Annotated in this window: 13 protein-coding genes; 6 read left to right on the plus strand and 7 right to left on the minus strand. The window is 57.6% G+C overall.

The features are described from left to right. Positions 1-16 precede the first annotated feature (16 nt). Together UH5x_RS02670 and UH5x_RS02675 are read right to left on the minus strand one after the other, a co-directional pair. A complete protein-coding gene (locus tag UH5x_RS02670; RefSeq protein ID WP_047816062.1) occupies positions 17-1,000 on the minus strand; it encodes an ABC transporter permease subunit in 984 nt (327 codons plus the stop codon). Beyond that, on the minus strand, positions 1,000-2,004 hold the full coding sequence (locus tag UH5x_RS02675; RefSeq protein ID WP_482634616.1) for an ABC transporter ATP-binding protein: 1,005 nt from the start codon (positions 2,002-2,004) through the stop codon (positions 1,000-1,002). The genes UH5x_RS02670 and UH5x_RS02675 overlap by 1 nt, the downstream gene beginning before the upstream one ends. A 154-nt stretch (positions 2,005-2,158) precedes the next feature. On the opposite strand from UH5x_RS02675, the gene argJ reads away from it, so the two are divergent. Both argJ and UH5x_RS02685 read left to right on the plus strand, forming a co-directional pair. Further along, positions 2,159-3,391 carry a bifunctional glutamate N-acetyltransferase/amino-acid acetyltransferase ArgJ gene (gene argJ, locus UH5x_RS02680; protein WP_482634617.1) on the plus strand — a complete coding sequence of 411 codons (1,233 nt, stop codon included), beginning with the start codon at positions 2,159-2,161 and terminating at the stop codon, positions 3,389-3,391. A gap of 162 nt (positions 3,392-3,553) precedes the next feature. After that, the gene (locus UH5x_RS02685; RefSeq protein ID WP_482634618.1) at positions 3,554-4,714 is read left to right on the plus strand and encodes a transposase; all 1,161 of its coding nucleotides are present in this window, start codon (positions 3,554-3,556) and stop codon (positions 4,712-4,714) included. Between the two features lie 311 nt (positions 4,715-5,025). On the opposite strand, the gene UH5x_RS02690 is transcribed toward UH5x_RS02685, so the two are convergent. Together UH5x_RS02690 and UH5x_RS02695 are read right to left on the minus strand one after the other, a co-directional pair. Continuing rightward, a complete protein-coding gene (locus UH5x_RS02690; RefSeq protein WP_482634619.1) occupies positions 5,026-5,805 on the minus strand; it encodes an RDD family protein in 780 nt (259 codons plus the stop codon). 320 nt (positions 5,806-6,125) lie between these two features. Beyond that, the gene (locus UH5x_RS02695) at positions 6,126-6,752 is read right to left on the minus strand and encodes a hypothetical protein (RefSeq protein ID WP_482634620.1); all 627 of its coding nucleotides are present in this window, start codon (positions 6,750-6,752) and stop codon (positions 6,126-6,128) included. Between the two features lie 36 nt (positions 6,753-6,788). Here UH5x_RS02695 and UH5x_RS02700 point away from each other — a divergent pair, with 36 nt between their 5' ends. After that, on the plus strand, positions 6,789-7,055 hold the full coding sequence (locus UH5x_RS02700) for a hypothetical protein (protein ID WP_482634621.1): 267 nt from the start codon (positions 6,789-6,791) through the stop codon (positions 7,053-7,055). Between the two features lie 299 nt (positions 7,056-7,354). Here UH5x_RS02700 and UH5x_RS02705 read toward each other — a convergent pair whose 3' ends face one another. The 3 genes from UH5x_RS02705 to UH5x_RS02715 are packed head-to-tail and all read right to left on the minus strand — an operon-like array spanning position 7,355 to position 12,498. After that, positions 7,355-7,942: a TVP38/TMEM64 family protein gene (locus UH5x_RS02705; protein ID WP_482634622.1), complete on the minus strand. Its 588-nt coding sequence runs from the start codon at positions 7,940-7,942 to the stop codon at positions 7,355-7,357. Between the two features lie 4 nt (positions 7,943-7,946). Next, positions 7,947-12,068, minus strand: coding sequence for an ATP-dependent RNA helicase HrpA (hrpA, locus tag UH5x_RS02710; RefSeq protein WP_482634623.1), 4,122 nt, complete (start codon positions 12,066-12,068; stop codon positions 7,947-7,949). Beyond that, a complete protein-coding gene (locus tag UH5x_RS02715; RefSeq protein WP_482634624.1) occupies positions 12,052-12,498 on the minus strand; it encodes a PH domain-containing protein in 447 nt (148 codons plus the stop codon). The genes hrpA and UH5x_RS02715 overlap by 17 nt, the downstream gene beginning before the upstream one ends. A gap of 217 nt (positions 12,499-12,715) precedes the next feature. Here UH5x_RS02715 and UH5x_RS02720 point away from each other — a divergent pair, with 217 nt between their 5' ends. Genes UH5x_RS02720 through UH5x_RS02730 form a run of 3 tightly spaced genes read left to right on the plus strand, consistent with a single transcriptional unit; the run spans position 12,716 to position 17,770 of the window. Beyond that, entirely contained in the window at positions 12,716-13,276 is a 561-nt protein-coding gene (locus UH5x_RS02720) for a sigma-70 family RNA polymerase sigma factor (RefSeq protein WP_047815158.1), read from the plus strand. Next, positions 13,273-14,946 carry a LamG-like jellyroll fold domain-containing protein gene (locus UH5x_RS02725; RefSeq protein ID WP_482634625.1) on the plus strand — a complete coding sequence of 558 codons (1,674 nt, stop codon included), beginning with the start codon at positions 13,273-13,275 and terminating at the stop codon, positions 14,944-14,946. The genes UH5x_RS02720 and UH5x_RS02725 overlap by 4 nt, the downstream gene beginning before the upstream one ends. After that, positions 14,933-17,770, plus strand: coding sequence for a PSD1 and planctomycete cytochrome C domain-containing protein (locus tag UH5x_RS02730; RefSeq protein ID WP_482634626.1), 2,838 nt, complete (start codon positions 14,933-14,935; stop codon positions 17,768-17,770). Before UH5x_RS02725 ends, UH5x_RS02730 begins: the two co-directional genes overlap by 14 nt. Positions 17,771-17,948: the final 178 nt, after the last annotated feature.

Genomic DNA, 17,948 nt, shown 5'->3' on the forward strand with positions numbered 1-17,948 from the left:
GCGATCGCAGCATCGGCTAAAGCGGGGCTGGCAAATCGCGGCGGGTGAAGACAACCAACGCGATCCCGTAACACGCCATTCCCAGCCCCAACAGCAGCATGGGGTAACCCAACGGTGGCAACCAACCACCATCCATGGGCACTGAGAGATTCCAGGGGGACCAAAGACTTCCGTCTCGAACCAGCGACGTCATTTGTTGCGGTTTGTAGCAGTTGAAGAAGGACATTCCCTGCAAGAACGCGAGCGGCTCCGCGGCTTTTCCGAGTCCATACATGATCAGCTGGATCACATAGACGGTCATCACGGCGCCGATTGTGCGCCAGCGATATCGGTCCAGACTGCTGAAGCACGCGCTCAAACCAAGCAAGAAGAAACCGAACGCGAACAAGTGAAACACCGAGGCGGTGTAGATCCTCAAGTCCACTCGGTCGCTCATCGGGAAGGAATGTTCCACCGGCGGATCATTCGTCAGTGGCAATTCGAATCCCAGGAACGGGACGCGAACCGAAGGCGGCGGAATCGTTTCGGACAGTGTTGTCAGGTGCACGCCCACGCCCATCCCTGCCCACAGGGCCAGGCACAATGCAATCAACCCGCCAATGCTGACCACGGCGTGCGAGAGCATGAAACGAGCCCGGCTGATTGGTTGGCTGAGCAACATTTCCAAGGTGCCGCGTCCGAGTTCGCCGCTGACAACGTCACTGCCACGGGCGATGCACCAGATCACGGTGCACAGAATCACGATCGGTTCATCGAACGTCATCCCCACGCGGCCTGAATACGTGAACAGCGCATCGAACTCGATGGGAGCAAACTTCTCGTAGTCGCGGAACTGTTCCAAGATGGTTTGGAACTGGCCCATGTCCAGCAACTTCACCACCCAGACTCGCACCCATCCAAACGCGAACAAGGCCACCGCTAAAGCTGAAAACAGCAAGCTGGATTGGCCAACGAATTTTCGGATCAGCATCCGGTCGATTCCGATGTCACGCCCATGCATCATTTGTCTCCCTCTGATGTCGGCGAAACGGTATCGGTGATAGCAAGCGGTTGAAGTTGCGGGAGTGTTTCGCCCAGGTGCACCGATTGGTAAATGGCATGCAGGCCCAAAGGTTCGATGCGAACTTGTTCGATGGGGAGCGTCGCGAGCCAAGGTAGCACCGGAGCTAAATCACCTGCCGTGCTGATTTGCACGCGGTCGTCGGTTTGGGTGATCCCGCCAATCCACTCGGCGAGTTGGGGAGGGATTGAAATCTCGTCAGGGAATGCATCCGTGCGTCGCGCAGTCACGCGATGTCGCTGGAACAAATCTTCCAGCGCCAACTCATGGGCCATCTGGCCTTTGCGAAGGAACGCGACTCGATCGCAGGTTTGTTCGATTTCACTGAGCACGTGCGATGAGAACATCACGGTTCGCCCGAGCGTTTGTTCGGATGAGACCAAGTCCAGCACCGTGGCTCTCACCGTCGGATCCAAATTCGCGGTGGGTTCGTCCAGGATCAACAAGGGCGTGCGGGGACCTAAGACGACGGCCAAGGCGAGTTTCTGACGCATGCCCGTCGACATGAAGGCAACGCGGCGGGAGAGATCAAGTTCGAGTTGATCGGCGACGTCGAAGGAGCGTTTGCGATCACCTGAAGGATGCATTTCCGCGAAAAATTCCAGCAGCCCCTTGCCTCGCATGTGCCGTGGTAATCGAGCGTCACCGGGCAGATAGGCGACCTGTCGTCGAACGGCCACGGAATCGTCTGCCGGGTCCAACCCGTCGATCGTGCAACTTCCTGAGGTCGGGTGCAAGTACCCGAGCAGTGTTCGAATCAGCGTGGTTTTTCCCGCTCCATTTGGTCCTAGCAACCCAAACACTTCTCCGCGACGCACCTTCAGGCTGCAGTTGGACAAGGCCGTGAAATCACCGTAGCGTTTGGTCAGATTTTCGCAGCGAACCAAATCGCCCGTGTGGGGGTCAGAGAGAAGTGCGTCGGACGGTTTCAAAACGGCGGTCACTGGCGACTTGTGGAATTTGATTGAGAGGACGAAACTTGGACGCTGATAGATCGGCGAGGGATCGAATTCAAATGGGATTCGGCACCGCATTGTCGATTGTTGTCAATCAACACCTGGGGCACATCCCGTTCACCAACCAACTCGACGGAATAGCATGACGGAAAACGCAGCTCAGAACGACCCGCCAACGCCACTTGCCCTTCCCAGGGGAATTCGTTTTGCTGGAGCAGCCGGTGGAATCAAGGCCAGTGGGAAACCGGATGTTTCGCTGATTGTCACGGATCGACCCGCCGTGATGGCTGGAGTCTATACCACGAACCAGATCGTTGCCGCGCCCGTCGTGCTGACGCGGTCGAAAACACCGACGTCGACTGGACGCGTGGTGCTGACCAACAGTGGCAATGCAAACGCCTGCACAGGCGAACCAGGCATGCAAGACGCCAAAGTGATGTGTGACTTGGCGGCGAAATTGACAGGGTGCGACGCCAGTGATGTGATGGTGATGAGCACCGGCGTGATCGGGCAACCGTTGCCGATGGAAAAGGTCCGAGCGGGACTCGAAGACGCAGCGGGCAAACTGGGGGATTCGGAAGCCGACTTTTTGGCTTCGGCCGATGCGATCTGCACCACCGATCAGTTTCGAAAGACGGTCAGTCAAACCGTGGTGCTGCGAGGTCACGAATACCGGATCGCCGCGATGTGCAAAGGTGCGGGGATGATCGCTCCCAACATGGCGACCATGTTGGGTGTCGTGATGACCGACGCACCGATTGGTCCCGATGCTGCGCAGGCGTCGCTGAAACTGATCGCGAATGAAACCTTCAACCGAGTCAGCGTGGACGGTCACACCAGCACTAATGACACCGTGATGCTGGTGTGCACGGGAATGTCGGAATCCGACGGCATTGAAGAATTTGGTCCAGATGAGCTGGCGGTGTGGCAAGAAGTTGCCACGCAAGTCGCTCTGCAACTGGCGAAGATGCTGGTGGCCGACGGGGAAGGCGCGGCTCGCTTTTTCGAGGTCCGTGTTTCGGGCGCAGCCAACGACGAGGACGCCCTGGTGATTGCGAAAACGGTCGCGGCCAGCCCCTTGGTGAAGACAGCCATCACGGGTGGCGATCCGAACTGGGGCCGGATTGTCTCGGCGGCTGGTTACGCGGGTCCCAAGATTCAACCGGAGCGGACCTGTCTCGTGATGGACGGTGTAATGGTGTTTGAAAATGGAACGCCACTTTCGATCGACGCCGCGAAATTGAGCCAAGCGATGAAGGCGAATTCTGAGGTGCTGGCTGATTTGAAGGTCGGCGACGGGACGGGCAAGGCGTCTTTCTGGGCCAGTGATCTGACCGAGGCCTACGTGCGTTTCAACTCGCTCTACACGACCTGAACGGGGTTTGGAAAGAACGCAGGTTGCCACCCACCCTCTCTCCGTTTGGTGCCACCCACCAACCCGACACCCTGTCCATAGGGTGCCATCCACCTTGATTTGACTTTGCAGGGGCGATGCGTACGATGCCTTTGTCTTCCAATTCCCCTGGAGAACAGAGCCATGCCGCGTCCCCAGCGAAGCGAACAGTTTGATGCGAGCGAAGTTGGGATCGTGCACGTGGTCCAGCGATGTGTGCGACGGGCCTACCTCGCAGGTGCCGACCAGGTGACTGGCAAGGATTACTCGTTCCGCAAAGAGTGGATTCGCCGGCGGATGGAAGCTCTGGCCTCGGTGTTTGCTGTGGATGTGCTTTCCTACGCGGTGCTGAGCAACCACATGCATCAAATTCTCCGCAACCGGCCAGATGTCTGTGCTCAGTGGAGCGACGAGGAAGTGGCGATTCGCTGGCTGCGTGTCTTCCCTGGTCGGCGTCTCGAGGAACACTTGGCCGAGCCCACTGAAAACGACGTTCAGATGCTGGTTCGAAACAAGGAGCGACTGGCTGAAGTCCGTTGCCGACTGTCGGACATCTCCTGGTTCATGAGGGCTTTGGCCGAGCCAATTGCCCGAATGGCGAACAAGCAAGACGAGTGCACCGGCAGGTTCTGGGAGGGACGCTTCAAGGCACAGAAAATTGTCGATGAAGCCGGCTTGCTCGCCTGCAGCATGTACGTGGATCTGAACCCGGTGCGGGCGGCAATATCGACCACGGCCGAGACCAGTCCGCACACCAGTGCCTACGACCGGATTGAAGCTCGCAAGGGGGAACGAATTCCTTCGGCTGCGTTTGATCTCAAACCGATTCCAACGGAAGAGGCGGGACGCGAAATCCGAGAAACACCGGTTGAGGTGCTCCAGCAGAAACGCAGGGCGGAGCGACGCAATCCATCGGGCAAACGGATTCGCCGCGACGAATGGTTGAGTCCACTGACGCTGAACGAAACCAAACTGTCCACCGAACCGCAAGTCCACACGAAGGGGCTCCGCAGCAGCGATCGCGGATTCTTGAACATCCGCTGGAGCGACTACAAACGGTTGTTGGACTGGACTGCGGCGCAGTCCGTCGCCGTTCGAGTCGCCGAGCTGCCCAAGCGTCTCGCTCAAACGCTCTCGGAGGTCGGAATTGACGCCTCGATGTGGCGAGACTTGGTGTGGGACTGGCCGAAGTACTTTGGGAAAACCAGCTGTGTCGGTCGTCCTGAATCGATGAAAGCGGATGCGGAACGAACCGGCCGCCACCACCACCGAGGCCAGGCACAAGCCGCAGCCTGCTTTGCTTGAGCAGGCCCGAAGCAATCGCCGTCCTTCACGCTGATGAATGGGGCGACGGAAAAGTTGTGGCAACCGTTCTACTTTGGTGCGCTCAATCGACCTCAATTGCGAGGTTGGAGCCTCGGAGAGCACGAACCTTCCCCAAAATCTCGATGAACCCATGGGAGACGCTCTCGATTCGCGGCGCCCGCACTCTTCAGAAGGTGGCTGGCACCGTACGGATACTCCTGGCACCGTACGGATACTCTGGAAGGTGGATGGCACCTTCTGGGAGTGGTCGCGATGCCGTTGCCGGCGAAGCGGCTGAGCCGCGTCTTGGGTTAGGACTTGCGGATGTCGATGACGCGGGTGCCGGAGAGCGTGTCGTGCCAGCCCACTCGGTTGTCACCAAAGAGGTAAGAAAAGGGTTCAAACGGGATCATTCGAGCCAGCGTTCGACCGAATACCTTCCCAAATCCAGCCTTGCCTCCATCGACCGAAACGACGCGGGTGCCAGTGATGAGTTTCGCGAGCGTGACTCCAAATATCGCTTCCATGCCGACATAATAAAATGCGATGAAGGCAAGTGCGATGAACGATGAGAGCAGTCCAACAGTGGCTTGCTGCTCCGGCGTGCTTTCAGGTCCATTGACAGCGATCATCACGACCCCAACGACCAGCCCGATGCCGAAGGCGAAGATCTGGATAAAGACTTGATCCAAAAAGTAGTTGAGGAATCGCTTGTTTTGCGAAGCGAAGTTGTCTGTTGACGCGGGGGAAGTGTCGGACGCTTCGTGCAGCGAAGATGCGTAGGGGTTGTGCCCTCCTCCACTGGATGCGACCGGTTTGAGACCAGGTTGAGGGGCGACTGCCACAGGACCCAAATCGGTCTCTGTGAGTTCGTCGAACAACCCAGCGTCCGCGCCCAGTGGGCTGGCGGCAGGTTGTGGGCGACGGGCGGGAGCGGTTGGTCTCGCTGCAGGGGACGCGGCACCGACTGGCGAAGTCCCTTTCGGGGCGGGCACTCGCAATTGCTTGCCACATGGACACTTCACTGTCTTTCCGGCGGCTGTGTCGGGGACTTGAAGCAGCTTTGAGCAACCGGGGCATTTCAATTTCATCGGAGATCATTCCCATCCGTTTGGTTCCAGAGACTCTCGCTCCGGGAACAGCCAATTTCTTCACGAATCGTATCGCGACGATGGAAATGATAACCCAATTGATTGATTGAGTCTCAGACTGGTTGCTCGAACTTCGGTGGTTGGTCGGTGCCTGAACCGATCGGCAAACGCCTTTGAGATGCTGTCCCGTTTGTTTGGGAGTCTTTCCGACGCTCCCCCCGGATTGAGAAAATTTTATGAAAAAACGCCCGGGACTCAAAAGGAGCGACCGGGCGTGTCCGTTTTCAAAGCCGTGTTTCGGCAACGCGACAAAGGGGAGTCTACTGGATTGTTTCATCCAAATTGGCAGCGCCATTCAAGTTTGAGTTCACTTCGGTGGAGGCTGCGCCATCCTGATTGGGCGTTAGACCGGCTTCCAAATTGGTTTCCGAGTCAGCACTGACGTCGCTTCCAACGTTGGCCTCCGATTGGCTTTCGTCACGGTCGTTCACATTGGCTGCCTGGTTCTCGTCGGAGTTCAGCCCCGCGTTCACGTCCGTTTCAGATGACCGGTTCGCATTCGTGTCACCGGACGCTTCCCTCGGAGCACCATCGACCGGATCCGAATCATCTGATGCACTGGAGTCGTCCGAAATATTTGCATCATCTCGCGACGTCGAGGAGGGTTCCGATGAACGAGTCGCATCGTCTTGATCCAAGTTCCCGTAGCCAACTTCATAGCGTTCTTCTTGGCTGGCCGAGTCGCCGGTCATGGCGTTGTCGAAGTACACACGCTGACCGCTGACGCAGATGAATTCACGCCCGTTGCTGTCATGACGCAGCGTGTACACGGTCTGAGCAGGATGTCCTTGATGAGCGACACCGTGTCTGTGATGGTGGCCGACAGTGCCGTGGGGTGTTGTGGAGGAGTGGTGAGGTTGCAGCATTCCGTGTGGTGTGTATGTCATCTGCCCGTGAGGAACGGACCCAACGCTTGAGTCGTGATGAACATGACGTGGTGCGACGGTGCCGACATCCAGGTTTCCATGGTGGTCCATTCGGTTGGCGGCGGCACCATGCGATTGCGGGCTGGAACTCGCTGCTGCATCATCGACCCGATTGCGGAACTCGTTGACGGTTCCTCGGGTGGCGTTCTGCACTTGACCGGCGGCCCGTCCAACCGCATTCCCAACTTGGTTTGCCGTGTCATTCAAGACACCTTGGGCACTTGCCATGGTTCCGGTTGCGACGAAGCCCAGGAACGCTGCTGAGTTGAATAGTTTTCTCATGTTGTTTCTCTTTCGTGTGGGGTGATGGGGCATGGGCAGTGACGTGCTTGATGCAGTCGACATGCCCTGGGGGGATGCCCCGTTTGTGTCTTCCTTGGGACAATGACGGATGCAACCGGTGTACCCAAAATTTGAAACTGAAAACAAACTTGAGTGAGGTGGCGAAGATGAGTGGATCTACGCACCAAGAGCTTCGGGCCTCGTGCGATCTGGGGATCCAATGTCGAGACGATTCGCGACATCGGCTGGCTCGATGGAAGGAAACCGGCCAATTCCGGCGCCTAAACGCTACCGAGCAGGTGAGCCCCGATGGCGGAGAGCAGAACTGCGCCCGGCACGATCGCAATGGCGGTCCAGAACAGATAGCGTTGGAAGGAGACCCCGCCTGCTGCGGCGACACCGGCGGTCAAATGAGCGCCCACGCCCGGGATCTGCCGGCCCAGGACCAAAAACCAAGGGCTGCCGGCTGGAAAGCGTGATAACCATGTTGGCATCTTCTGCCGAGCGTCTGCTGCAGATTCCACTCCGATCAACAGACGGATGGTGAGAAACTCGAGCGTCGAACCGAGAAACCAACCAAGCCAGCCGAGGAAAACGGCGAAGGGATAGGAGTACAGCCCGCCGTTGGCGATCACGATCACATCCGAGGGAACCGGGGCGGCTGCGATCACCGCGTGCAGGGGAACCGTGACGATCGGTGCAATCCAGCCCAGACGCTGATGCGTCGCTCTCAGATCATCGCCACTGGTTTGAAATGCGAACCAGCATCCGACCAGCAACACAATCGGCAACGCCACCCGGAAGACGCGTTTCCAAAGCGGCTTTGATTTTCCTGTCGCTGGCTCATCAAGGCGGTCGCGATCATTCATGCGATCAGCCCAACAGCTTTTCGCAGCGTTTCTCGGACACCTTCACGGCGGTGCCGAGCGGTTGAGCAAATTGGCTGACGCGGAGTTCTTCGATCAACCATCGAAATTCGCTGGTGCATTGTGACTTGGGGTCGCGGCGGTCTTCCGGCAAACCATTCATCCACCGCTGCCACAAACGATCAATCAATTCTCGGCTGTCGGCGTCCCGGGAAGCTGCGTGACTGGCTTTGTCCAGGCGATAGGCGACGGCGTTCAGATAGCGTGGCAGGTGCTGAAGGTGTTGCCACGGTGTCCACTGGACAAATTGGTCCGCCACCAGCCACTCAATTTGTTGCATCACGTCGGCGCGAACGTCGTTCATTTTGGAGGAGCTGGATTCCTCCCATTGGCAACGCATCGAATGATACGCATCTGTCAGTTTGCCCAGCCACACCGCGATGTCTTGCGTGGCTTCTCCAATTCGTTGGGGCGCCATTTGGATGCGTTCGTCGAATTCCGATCGTTTTCGTACCACCGGCAGCTTCCGCCCCGGTTGGCTTTCGACCAACGCGACGCGAACGGTCAGGTCGGCCAGTGCAGTTTCGATGACCGTGGAAGAGATGATTGGCGCCAATTTGATCTTGGCTTCGGATAGCGCCGGCAGATGTCGGACTTGGGCTCGCAGGTCTTTCCGGCAGGCAATCGAGAAAAGTCGCATCATGCCCAGACGAGTTGCATCTTCCGCGGTTGATTCGTCGGAGAACAACTTGGTCGAGACCGAGTCGCCTTGATCGACCAGACCGGGATACTGAGCGACCTGAACTCCGCCGCGTTTGCGAACCACTTCGCGGGGCAACGCATCGAGTTCGAACGTGGTCATCTTGTCGCGCGACCAATCCGCTTCCGGGCCACTGGCCGCGGCGGCAACGTCTGCATCGTCGATCACCCGCGAGCCAAGTTTGGCTTTGACCGCGTCCACGCCCCGCGTTTTCTCGATGACGTTGCCGGTGTCGTCGACCACATTGACGAGGAACTGCAAGTGAGGTTCAAGCTTTTCGTCTTGGAAATCGGACGCAACGACCCGGACTTCCGCGTGGCGGGTCAATGCTTCGCACAACGTTGGCATGAAGGGTACCGTGCCGCGTTTGTCGGATATTTCCGTGACCACTCGGGCAGCGACATCGGCGGCGGGAACCAAGTTGCGACGCAGTCGTTTGGGCAACGATTTGATCATCGCGATGACCTTGGGTTCTAGCAGACCTGGGACGAGCCAGCCGAGGGCATCGTCGCTGACTTGCGGGAGCGCGGCTTCGTGGATGGTCAAGTGAACCCCGTCGTCGTCAGCTCCTGGACGGAAATGATATTGCAACGGCAGACGAGACGAACCCGCGGCCAATTCATCGGGGTACGAGTCCGCCGCGATCGCGACTGAGTCGACCGACACGATGTCTTGCGGACGCAGATAGGGTGTCGTTTCGGAATCCTCGTCGTCGTGATCCGTCGGAGGTGGATCGGCTAGCCAGGCGGCCAGTGCCACGTCATCGTTCAGTTTGGATGCCCAAGCCGGCGCCGGACTTTGACGGTCAAACTTTTCCAGCCGTGGCCGATCGCAAACGTCTTCGGGCAAACGTGAAGCGTAGAACGACAGCAACGAATAGTCGTCGACCACCAAATCGCGGCGACGAGTTTTCGCAGCCAGCTTCTCGATCGATTCGATCAAGCGTCGGTTGTGCCGAACAAATTTCGCGGTCGTCGGCAGTTCGTTCTCAACCAACCCATGACGAATCAACAAATCGCGCGAGGTTGCTGGATCGATCGGTGCCAGCGGGACTCGACGGCGAACGACGACGGGCAATCCGAACAAAGACTGTCGTTGGTAACAGAACGCTCCCCCGCTTTTGCGGCTCCAGTGCGGATCGCTGTAGGACGCTTTCAAAAGATGCGGGGCAACGGCCTCGATCCATCCGGGCTGGATTCTCGCACAGGTTCGAGCGTACTGCTTGGCGGTTTCGACCAATTCAGCGGCGACGATCCACTTGGGTTTCGCTTCGAAGATTCCGCTGCCGGGCCACAGGAACAACTTCAAACCGCCCGCACCGGTGTACTCGTTTTTGTCGCCCGCCATCGCAATGCCTGATAGCAAACCGGTCATCAAGGCTTGGTGGACCAGGGCATACTTGTCCGTGTCGACGACCGGTTGTTCGTGATCGGCTTTGGCGGGATCCAAGTCGGCGTAACGGATTTTGCCAACGGATCCTCGCGGCGTGGATGATTTGCTTTTCGAGCGGCGACGTTTGCCTTCGCCGATTGAGGCTGACATTTCTTTGAGTTGGCGATAGACGTCCGACCATTCTCGCATTCGAGTGGGCGACAAAAAGTTTTTGCGTAGGATGCGCGTGAGCTTTCCACGGCTGTGTTCGCTCCGCATCGTGTCGTAGAACCGCCACAATCTCAGAAGCGAGAGGAAGTCACTCTCGGGATCCTTGAACGCCGAATGAGCCTCGTCGGCAGCGGCCCGTTTCTCAGGCGGACGATCACGAGGGTCGGGGTTTTCCATGGCCGCGGCGATGGGCAAGACTTCGGGCAGCACGCCCATCTCCTTCGCTGCGATCAGAATGCGTCCAACGCGAGGGTCGACGGGCAAGTGTCCGAGTTGCCATCCGATTTCGGTCAGCTCTTTGTCCTCGTCGATGGCACCGAGTTCGTGCAGTGTTCGCATCCCTTCGCGGATGGCTTCGGCGCGAGGCGGATCGATCAGCGGGAAATCTTCCAGACGCCCAAGTCGCAGCGTTTTGCTCTGCAGGACGACGCTGGCCAAGTTCGTTCGGCGAATTTCCGGCGTCGTGAAAGCGTCCCGGGTTTCGAAGTCTTCGATACTATAGAGACGCACGCAGATGCCCGGTCCGACGCGTCCGCAACGACCGGAACGCTGGTTGGCACTGGCACGACTGATCGCCTCGACGGGTAGTCGTTGGACTTTGGTTCGAGCGCTGTAGCGACTGATCCGAGCGGTTCCCGAATCGATGACGTAGCGGATACCGGGGACCGTCAGAGAGGACTCCGCCACGTTCGTGGCAAAAATGATCCGGCGTTTGTTGCCGCTGGGGTGAAAGATCGCTTGCTGTTGCGATTGAGGCAGTCGCGCGTACAGTGGCAACAGCTCGACTCGGTTGGTCAGGCCCATGCGTTTGTAATGACCAGCGACGCGGTGGCTGACTTCGCGGATATCGCGTTCGGTGGGCAAGAACACCAGCGTGTCGCCGCTGCCGTCTCGCGAAAGTGAATCGAGCCCGCCAATCACGTGCCGCGAAAGATCGTAGTGCCGGCCGTCGACTTCAGCGTCTTCACCGGCGATGTCTTCCCATGGAAGGTAACGCAGTTCGACTGGGTAACCGCGGCCTTCGACTTGCAGAATCGGAGCCGGGATGACGTTCGATTCGTTGTCAGGATCGCTGGCGGCTTCCTCGGTGAATGTGCCAAAGTGTTCCGCAAAACGTTCGGCATCGATGGTGGCCGACGTGATGATGACTTTCAATTCGGGGCGGCGATCGATGAGCTGTCGCAGGTAACCCATCAAGAAATCAATGTTGAGCGAACGCTCGTGGGCTTCATCGATGATGATCGCGCTGTAGTTGCGAAGCTCTCGGTCGCTCCGGGTTTCCGCCAGCAGAATCCCGTCGGTCATCAGTTTGATCTTGGTGCGATCGCTGGTTTGATCTCCAAAGCGAACTTGGTAACCGATCGCGCCGCCGAGCTTGGTTTCAGTCTCCTCCGCCAAACGAGTCGCGATGCTGCGAGCGGCCAAACGTCTGGGTTGGGTGTGACCGATCATGCCGTGTTCGCCCAAGCCCGCATCGAGCAGCATCTTGGGAAGTTGCGTGCTTTTGCCGCTGCCCGTTTCGCCGCAAACGACCAGGACTTGATGCTCGGCAAGCAGTTCCACGATCTCGTCGCGATGTGCCGTGATCGGCAACTCGGGCGGGTAGTCGATTTTGATTGGCGGATCGGCCGGGCGCGGATCCGAACTCGCCTGATCAGATACGCTCGAACCCATTGCCGTCGATGCGAGATCAACAGGCGGGAGTTCGGCGTCGCTGGGCAGCGAGGGACTGTGCGGCTTCAGCGGGCTACTAGGTTTCTGATTCACGTTGTTCGATCGATCGGGCGACTCGGTCCATCAATTCTTCGATGAAGCGTTCTCGTTCTTCGGGAGAAAGAATGTGCTCGCGTTTGGCGGTGCGAACAATCACTCTTTTCAGTGACATCGCGGGGCCGCTGGTCCAAGTCGAAGAAGGAACGGCCTCGGTGATGTCGGTGTAGGCGACTTGGTAACAGATCAGCCCGCACCGAATCGACAGTGCATCGTCGAGCAATGTGTAGCGGCACGGGATCGTGAACACCCCTGTCACGCCTGCGATCGCTGCGGCCATCAGGATCATCGTGCTGGCTTCATCCGCGCGGCCTTCGTTCAACAAGTAGGCGGCGAAGGCGATGGCGAGGAAGATCGGGGCGAGCAGCAGAACGAGCAGCCATCGATCGACGGCGGATGGGTAGACGAGCGGGGCAGTGTTTCTCATTCGAGCAGTTTACCAGCCGCGGGCGTTTTGTTGACCGGAGGCAAGCTTGCTCGGATTGTTGGCTGAGAGAATGGATTTGACAGGAAAGTTCGGCCGAATTTCCAGGAAATGCGTCATTTTGGTGATAACTGCACAAAAATAGCCGGAATTTTGTAACGAACCGGAATCTCGCCACAATTGCGAGTGAGACCGAAATGCACGCCATTAAAATCTGTCCATGACCGATCGTCCCCGTCCCGCCGCGAAACGCCTGACCGCTGAATCAGCGGAGGAGCACTTTGTGCAGTTGGTGACCGAGCATCAGCCTCGGATTGGCGCGTACATCCAGTCATTGTTGGGCGATGCGAATCGGGCGGCGGACGTGCTGCAGGAAACCAATTTGGTGCTCTGGCGACGCAAAGCGGACTACCAAGTTGGAAAACCGTTTCTGCCGTGGGCGTTCGGGATCGCTCGTTTGCAGGTGCTCTCCAACTTACGAGACAAACGTCGTGCCCCGTCTTTGCTCGACGCCGACGTCGCCGAATTGGTTTCGGCGGAAGTGGAAACGGAGGCCGAGCGTTTGCACGAGATCCAGTCCGCTCTATCGGAGTGCCTGAGTTCGTTGCCCGAGAAACGGCGGCAATTGATCCAAGACCGATACTTCGAATCCCAAACGATCGATCAAATCGCAAATTCAATGAGTCAGGGAAGCTCGAACGTTCGCGTGACGTTGATGCGAGTCCGCCGTCAGTTGGCCGAATGCATTGAACGTCGCTTGGCAACCGGAGGTGCCTCTTGAGTTCATCCAAATCAATCGAAGAGTTGCTGCTGGCCAGCGAAGCGGGAACGCTTGGTTCCGTTGATCGCGAGCAACTGAACGAGTTGCTGCGCCATGACCCGGAGTCGCGAGCCAAATTTGCGCGCTGGCAGATCACGACCATTGCGTTGCAGGACGGAACACCGACGCCCTTGAAAATCGAATCCAATGTTGTTCCAGCGGAGACGAATCGAGCGGTTTGGTCCGAGCGGCAAATTTACCGCTGGGTGATCGCGTCGGCCGCGGCGCTGTTGATTGCGGTGACGTTCCGTTGGGTGCAGCTTGAAACCAGGCGTTCCGCTCCCGTCGTTAATACCTCAGTCGCGAGAGTTCGGATCTCGACGGACGAACCCACTTCGTCGGGCATCGCCGTGGTCACTCAGTTGGTCAATGCGACTGGCGCGATGATTCAGGATGCCTCCGGGGCCTCTTCGAAATCGCTCAGCATCAATTCGGCGCTAAATCCTGGCTCGGTTCGGTTGGAATCGGGGTGGGCGCAGATCGAATTTTTGAACGGTGCGACAGTTGTCTTGCACGGCCCTGCGGAAATGGAATTGGTGTCTGCTGCCGAAGCGATCATGCATCGCGGCCGCATCCGAGCGGAGGTGCCACCCGCGGCACGAGGGTTTGTGGTGCGGACCCATGACATGAAGGTGGTCGATCTCGGAACGGAATTCGGATTGGAGGTTTCCCCCGAAGGTTCGAATGTTCAAGTCTTCGACGGTGAAGTCGAATTGCAGGTGGAGGAAGACCGGCCGCAATTGGTCGGAGCAGGGAAGTCCTTGCAACGACAGACCGGGGCAAACGTCGGTTTGATCGACTCTCCCCTGACGCCCGATCGATTTGTCGATGCCGCGGGACTGCAACGTCTCGCAGAGACTCAACAGAATGAACGGTACCAGCTGTGGCGTGAGGCCAGCGAACGCCAACGCAACGACCCACGATTGATTGCCTATTACGCCATGGATTCCCCTTTGAAGGGTCAGCGTTTCTTGTCGAACGACAGTGTTCCTCGAAACCCAGATTTGGACGGCGCGATCGTGGGTGCCACCGTGACGAGAGGCCGTTGGGACGCCAAACCGGGACTGCAATTCAAACGTCCTGGTGACCGAGTGCGAGTGAACGTTCCTGGTGAGTTTGGATCGTTGACGATGGCGACTTGGGTTCGAATCGACAGCTTGGACCGTTGGTACAACTCGCTGTTCTTGACGGACAGCTATCAGCTTGGCGAGCCGCATTGGCAGATTCTTGACACGGGGCAGTTGCACTTTTCGGTTCGGGCTTCCACGGCTGGCGATGAAAATGAACCCAGCGTCGGGCCACCGCACCATGTCGCGCTGTCGCCGTCATTCTGGAATCCGTCGCTCAGTGGCCAATGGTTGCATTTGGCAGTGGTCTACGACGTGGATGCCAGCACAACGACTCATTATCTGAACGGGGATGTTCTCAGCGTGGACAACATTCCCGACCATCAACTCGTTCGCACCACTCGAATTGGAATGGCGTCGATCGGGAACTGGTCCACGCCTTTGGAACCCGACGAACACTACGCCATTCGAAATTTGAACGGCAGCTTGGACGAGTTGGCAATTTTCGCCGCTGCTCTTTCCCCCACTGAAATCAAGGAAATGGTTGAACATGGAAAACCGTGATTCACGGATGCAAGTTTTCACTGCATCAATGACTGCACTCTTGATCGGGGGCAGTCTGATTCTGTCGCACAGCGCCGCGATCGTGCATGCCGAGGATGCAGCCCCAGTGGCTGGCGATGCGAACCATTCGGCGGAAGACATCGAACGTTTGTTCACGCTGAAGGTCATGCCATTGCTGACCGAAAAGTGCTTGGGATGCCACGGCACCGATTCCGACGACATCAAGGGCGACTATGACGTTCGCACCCGGGATGCGTTGCTGCGTGGTGGGGAATCGGAAGAACCGGCCATCCTTCCTGGCAACGCCGAAGACAGCCCCTTCTTTTGGGCGGTCAATTGGGACGGCTTGGAAATGCCACCCAAGGAGAACGACCGGCTGAATGACGCCCAGATCGAAATCGTTCGGATGTGGATCAATGCGGGTGCACCATGGCCAACCGAAGAACGGCAAAAGGAGATTCGCCAGGAAGAATCCATGGTCGCCGAGAACGAAGACGGCGTGCTGATGGCGACCAGTGGCGGTCAAGGAGACGAGTGGACCTATCGCCGTTACAACAAAGACGAAGTGTGGGCGTTTTTGCCCCGCCAAACTGAGTTTGAACACGATAGTGTCGATGCGTTCGTCGATGCGAAGCTGGAAGAGAATGGATTGGTCCCCGCTCCGGAAGCTGATCCGAGCACGTTGATTCGACGCGTCTACTTCGACATGTTGGGCCTGCCGCCCACTCCCACACAAAAGCGGGAGTTTTTGTCAGCGTGGGAAAAAGACTCGGAAGCGGCTTGGACCAGTTTGATCGAAGACCTGCTTGCCAGCCCTCACTATGGTGAACGCTGGGGCCAGCATTGGTTGGACGTCGTTCGATACGCGGACACGGGCGGTTTCTCAAACGACTATGAACGCTCCAACGCGTGGCGATATCGCGATTATGTCATTCGCAGTTTGAACGAAGACAAGCCCTACAACGAATTCATCATTGAACAGATTGCGGGCGATGAATTGCACGCCGATCAACCGGTTGATGATCCGGATCGCGTGGAAGCTTTGATCGCCACCGGTTTCTTGCGAATGGGACCGTGGGACACCGCCATGGTGCCTCTCGAGGAAGCCCGCCAGATCATGCGAGACGACATGGTGCACAGCATTGGACAGTCGTTCCTGTCGATGCCGATGCGTTGTTGCAAGTGTCACGATCACAAGTTTGATCCCGTGCCGACGCAGGATTACTACCGAATGTACTCGGCTGTTTCGACGGCTCAGCCCGTGGAGGCGGAAGCACCCTTCTTGGCCGAAGAGAACTTGGCCGGATTCGAGGAAGGCAAGCAACAAACGCAAGCCTTGTACGAATATGCGAAAACCCGTGCGGATCGTTTGACTCGCCAGCGTGAAGAGGCGGCCCGTGAGTGGTACGCAGAACATGACAAAGAATACAAAAGCCTGAACGCTCGCAAGGACGATTCCGATGACGAGAAGCCACCTCGTGCCGTTGGACTGAGCGAGATGGAACAGGGACGATTGAAAGTCCGCGAGCAAGACGTTTGGATTTGGAACCGTCGCTTGGAACGTTATCAGCCGATGGTCCAAACGGTTGTCAACGCTCAAGACACCTGGATGAACGCTCGCAAACTGCGGGCACCGGAAAAGATCAACGAGGATTGGCGTCCGGATTCGTTCATTTTCAACGGTGGTTCGTTGGCGGCGGCAGGTGATCGCGTGACACCGGGTGTGCTGAGCGGATGCAATCTTCCCGTCGAAGGTGCTCCCGAAACCGATCCCTATGCTTTGCCGGATACACTGAATGGACGCCGTCTGGCACTCGCGAAATGGATTGCTCATCCGGAAAATCCGATGAGCACTCGATCGATCGTCAACCGGATTTGGCAGCATCACTTTGGCCGAGGCATCGTGGCGACCCCCAACAACTTCGGCGTCAAAGGTGCCGCGCCCACGCATCCCGAATTGCTTGACTGGATGGCAGACACGTTTGTGAAGAATGGTTGGTCGATCAAGGCCATGCATCGCTTGATTCTGCGATCGGATGCATACCGTCGGAGCACCGAACATCCGTCGATGGAGGAAGATCCAGACAACACCTGGTTCGCTCGTTATTCACCACGACGAATGACCGCGGAAGAAGTTCGCGACAGCTTGCTGGCAGTGACAGGTGAGTTGAATCCCGTCGTCGGTGGTTTGCCTGCACGACCGGAGATCAACATGGAAGTTGCACTGGAGCCGCGAATGATTCAATTTTCAATCGCACCGGCGTACCAACCTTCACGAACGCCGGAAGAACGAAATCGCCGATCGATCTATTCGTACCGGGTACGTGGACAAGCGGACCCATTCCTGGAGGTCTTGAACAAGCCCAACCCGAATGATTCAGCGGACCTTCGCGATGCAGCGTCCGTTTCGCCGCAAGCGTTCACGTTGCTCAATAGCGACGTGATGACCGATCGATCAATCGCCATGTCGGTACGACTTCAACGCGAAGCCGATCCATTGACCGATCAGATCAATCGGGCGTTTGAATTGACGCTGGGGCGCCTGCCGACTCAGGGGCAGTTGCAGCGGATGACACGCTATATCAAAGACATGACTGAGTATCACTCGCAGATCAAGCCGAAGCCGCGGACATACCCAACCGAGATCACGCGTTCGCTGGTCGAAGAGTTCTCGGGGCGTCCGTTTGAATACACCGAATGGCTGCCATCTTTTGAGGACTACCAGAGCGATTTGAAGCCTTGGGAAGTCGATGCAAAGACGCGAGCGATCGCGGACATGTGTTTGGTGTTGTTCAACGCCAATGAGTTTGTGTTCATCGACTGATCGGCAGCAGATTGCCTTTTTGAGAATCGAAAGCCCACTCAACGCTGGAAGCGGTGTTGAAGTGGGCTTTTTCAGTTTTGTTGGCATGACGGACCGTCGGATGAGGCCGCCGATTGGCAATTGGCACTGGACGTGCTGGTAACCTACCTCGGACCTTGGCAACAGATACTCATTGATG

It is taken from the genome of Rhodopirellula sp. UH5 (assembly GCF_056839225.1).

What these genes read in the sequence shown, in the direction of transcription:
- UH5x_RS02700 (WP_482634621.1), top strand. Translation starts at nt 6,789, where the DNA reads ATGAACATGACGTGGTGCGACGGTGCCGACATCCAGGTTTCCATGGTG.
- UH5x_RS02720 (WP_047815158.1), top strand. Translation starts at nt 12,716, where the DNA reads ATGACCGATCGTCCCCGTCCCGCCGCGAAACGCCTGACCGCTGAATCA.
- UH5x_RS02715 (WP_482634624.1), bottom strand. Translation starts at nt 12,498, where the DNA reads ATGAGAAACACTGCCCCGCTCGTCTACCCATCCGCCGTCGATCGATGG.
- UH5x_RS02705 (WP_482634622.1), bottom strand. Translation starts at nt 7,942, where the DNA reads ATGAATGATCGCGACCGCCTTGATGAGCCAGCGACAGGAAAATCAAAG.
- UH5x_RS02690 (WP_482634619.1), bottom strand. Translation starts at nt 5,805, where the DNA reads ATGAAATTGAAATGCCCCGGTTGCTCAAAGCTGCTTCAAGTCCCCGAC.
- UH5x_RS02685 (WP_482634618.1), top strand. Translation starts at nt 3,554, where the DNA reads ATGCCGCGTCCCCAGCGAAGCGAACAGTTTGATGCGAGCGAAGTTGGG.
- UH5x_RS02670 (WP_047816062.1), bottom strand. Translation starts at nt 1,000, where the DNA reads ATGCATGGGCGTGACATCGGAATCGACCGGATGCTGATCCGAAAATTC.
- argJ (WP_482634617.1), top strand. Translation starts at nt 2,159, where the DNA reads ATGACGGAAAACGCAGCTCAGAACGACCCGCCAACGCCACTTGCCCTT.
- UH5x_RS02695 (WP_482634620.1), bottom strand. Translation starts at nt 6,752, where the DNA reads ATGACATACACACCACACGGAATGCTGCAACCTCACCACTCCTCCACA.
- UH5x_RS02730 (WP_482634626.1), top strand. Translation starts at nt 14,933, where the DNA reads ATGGAAAACCGTGATTCACGGATGCAAGTTTTCACTGCATCAATGACT.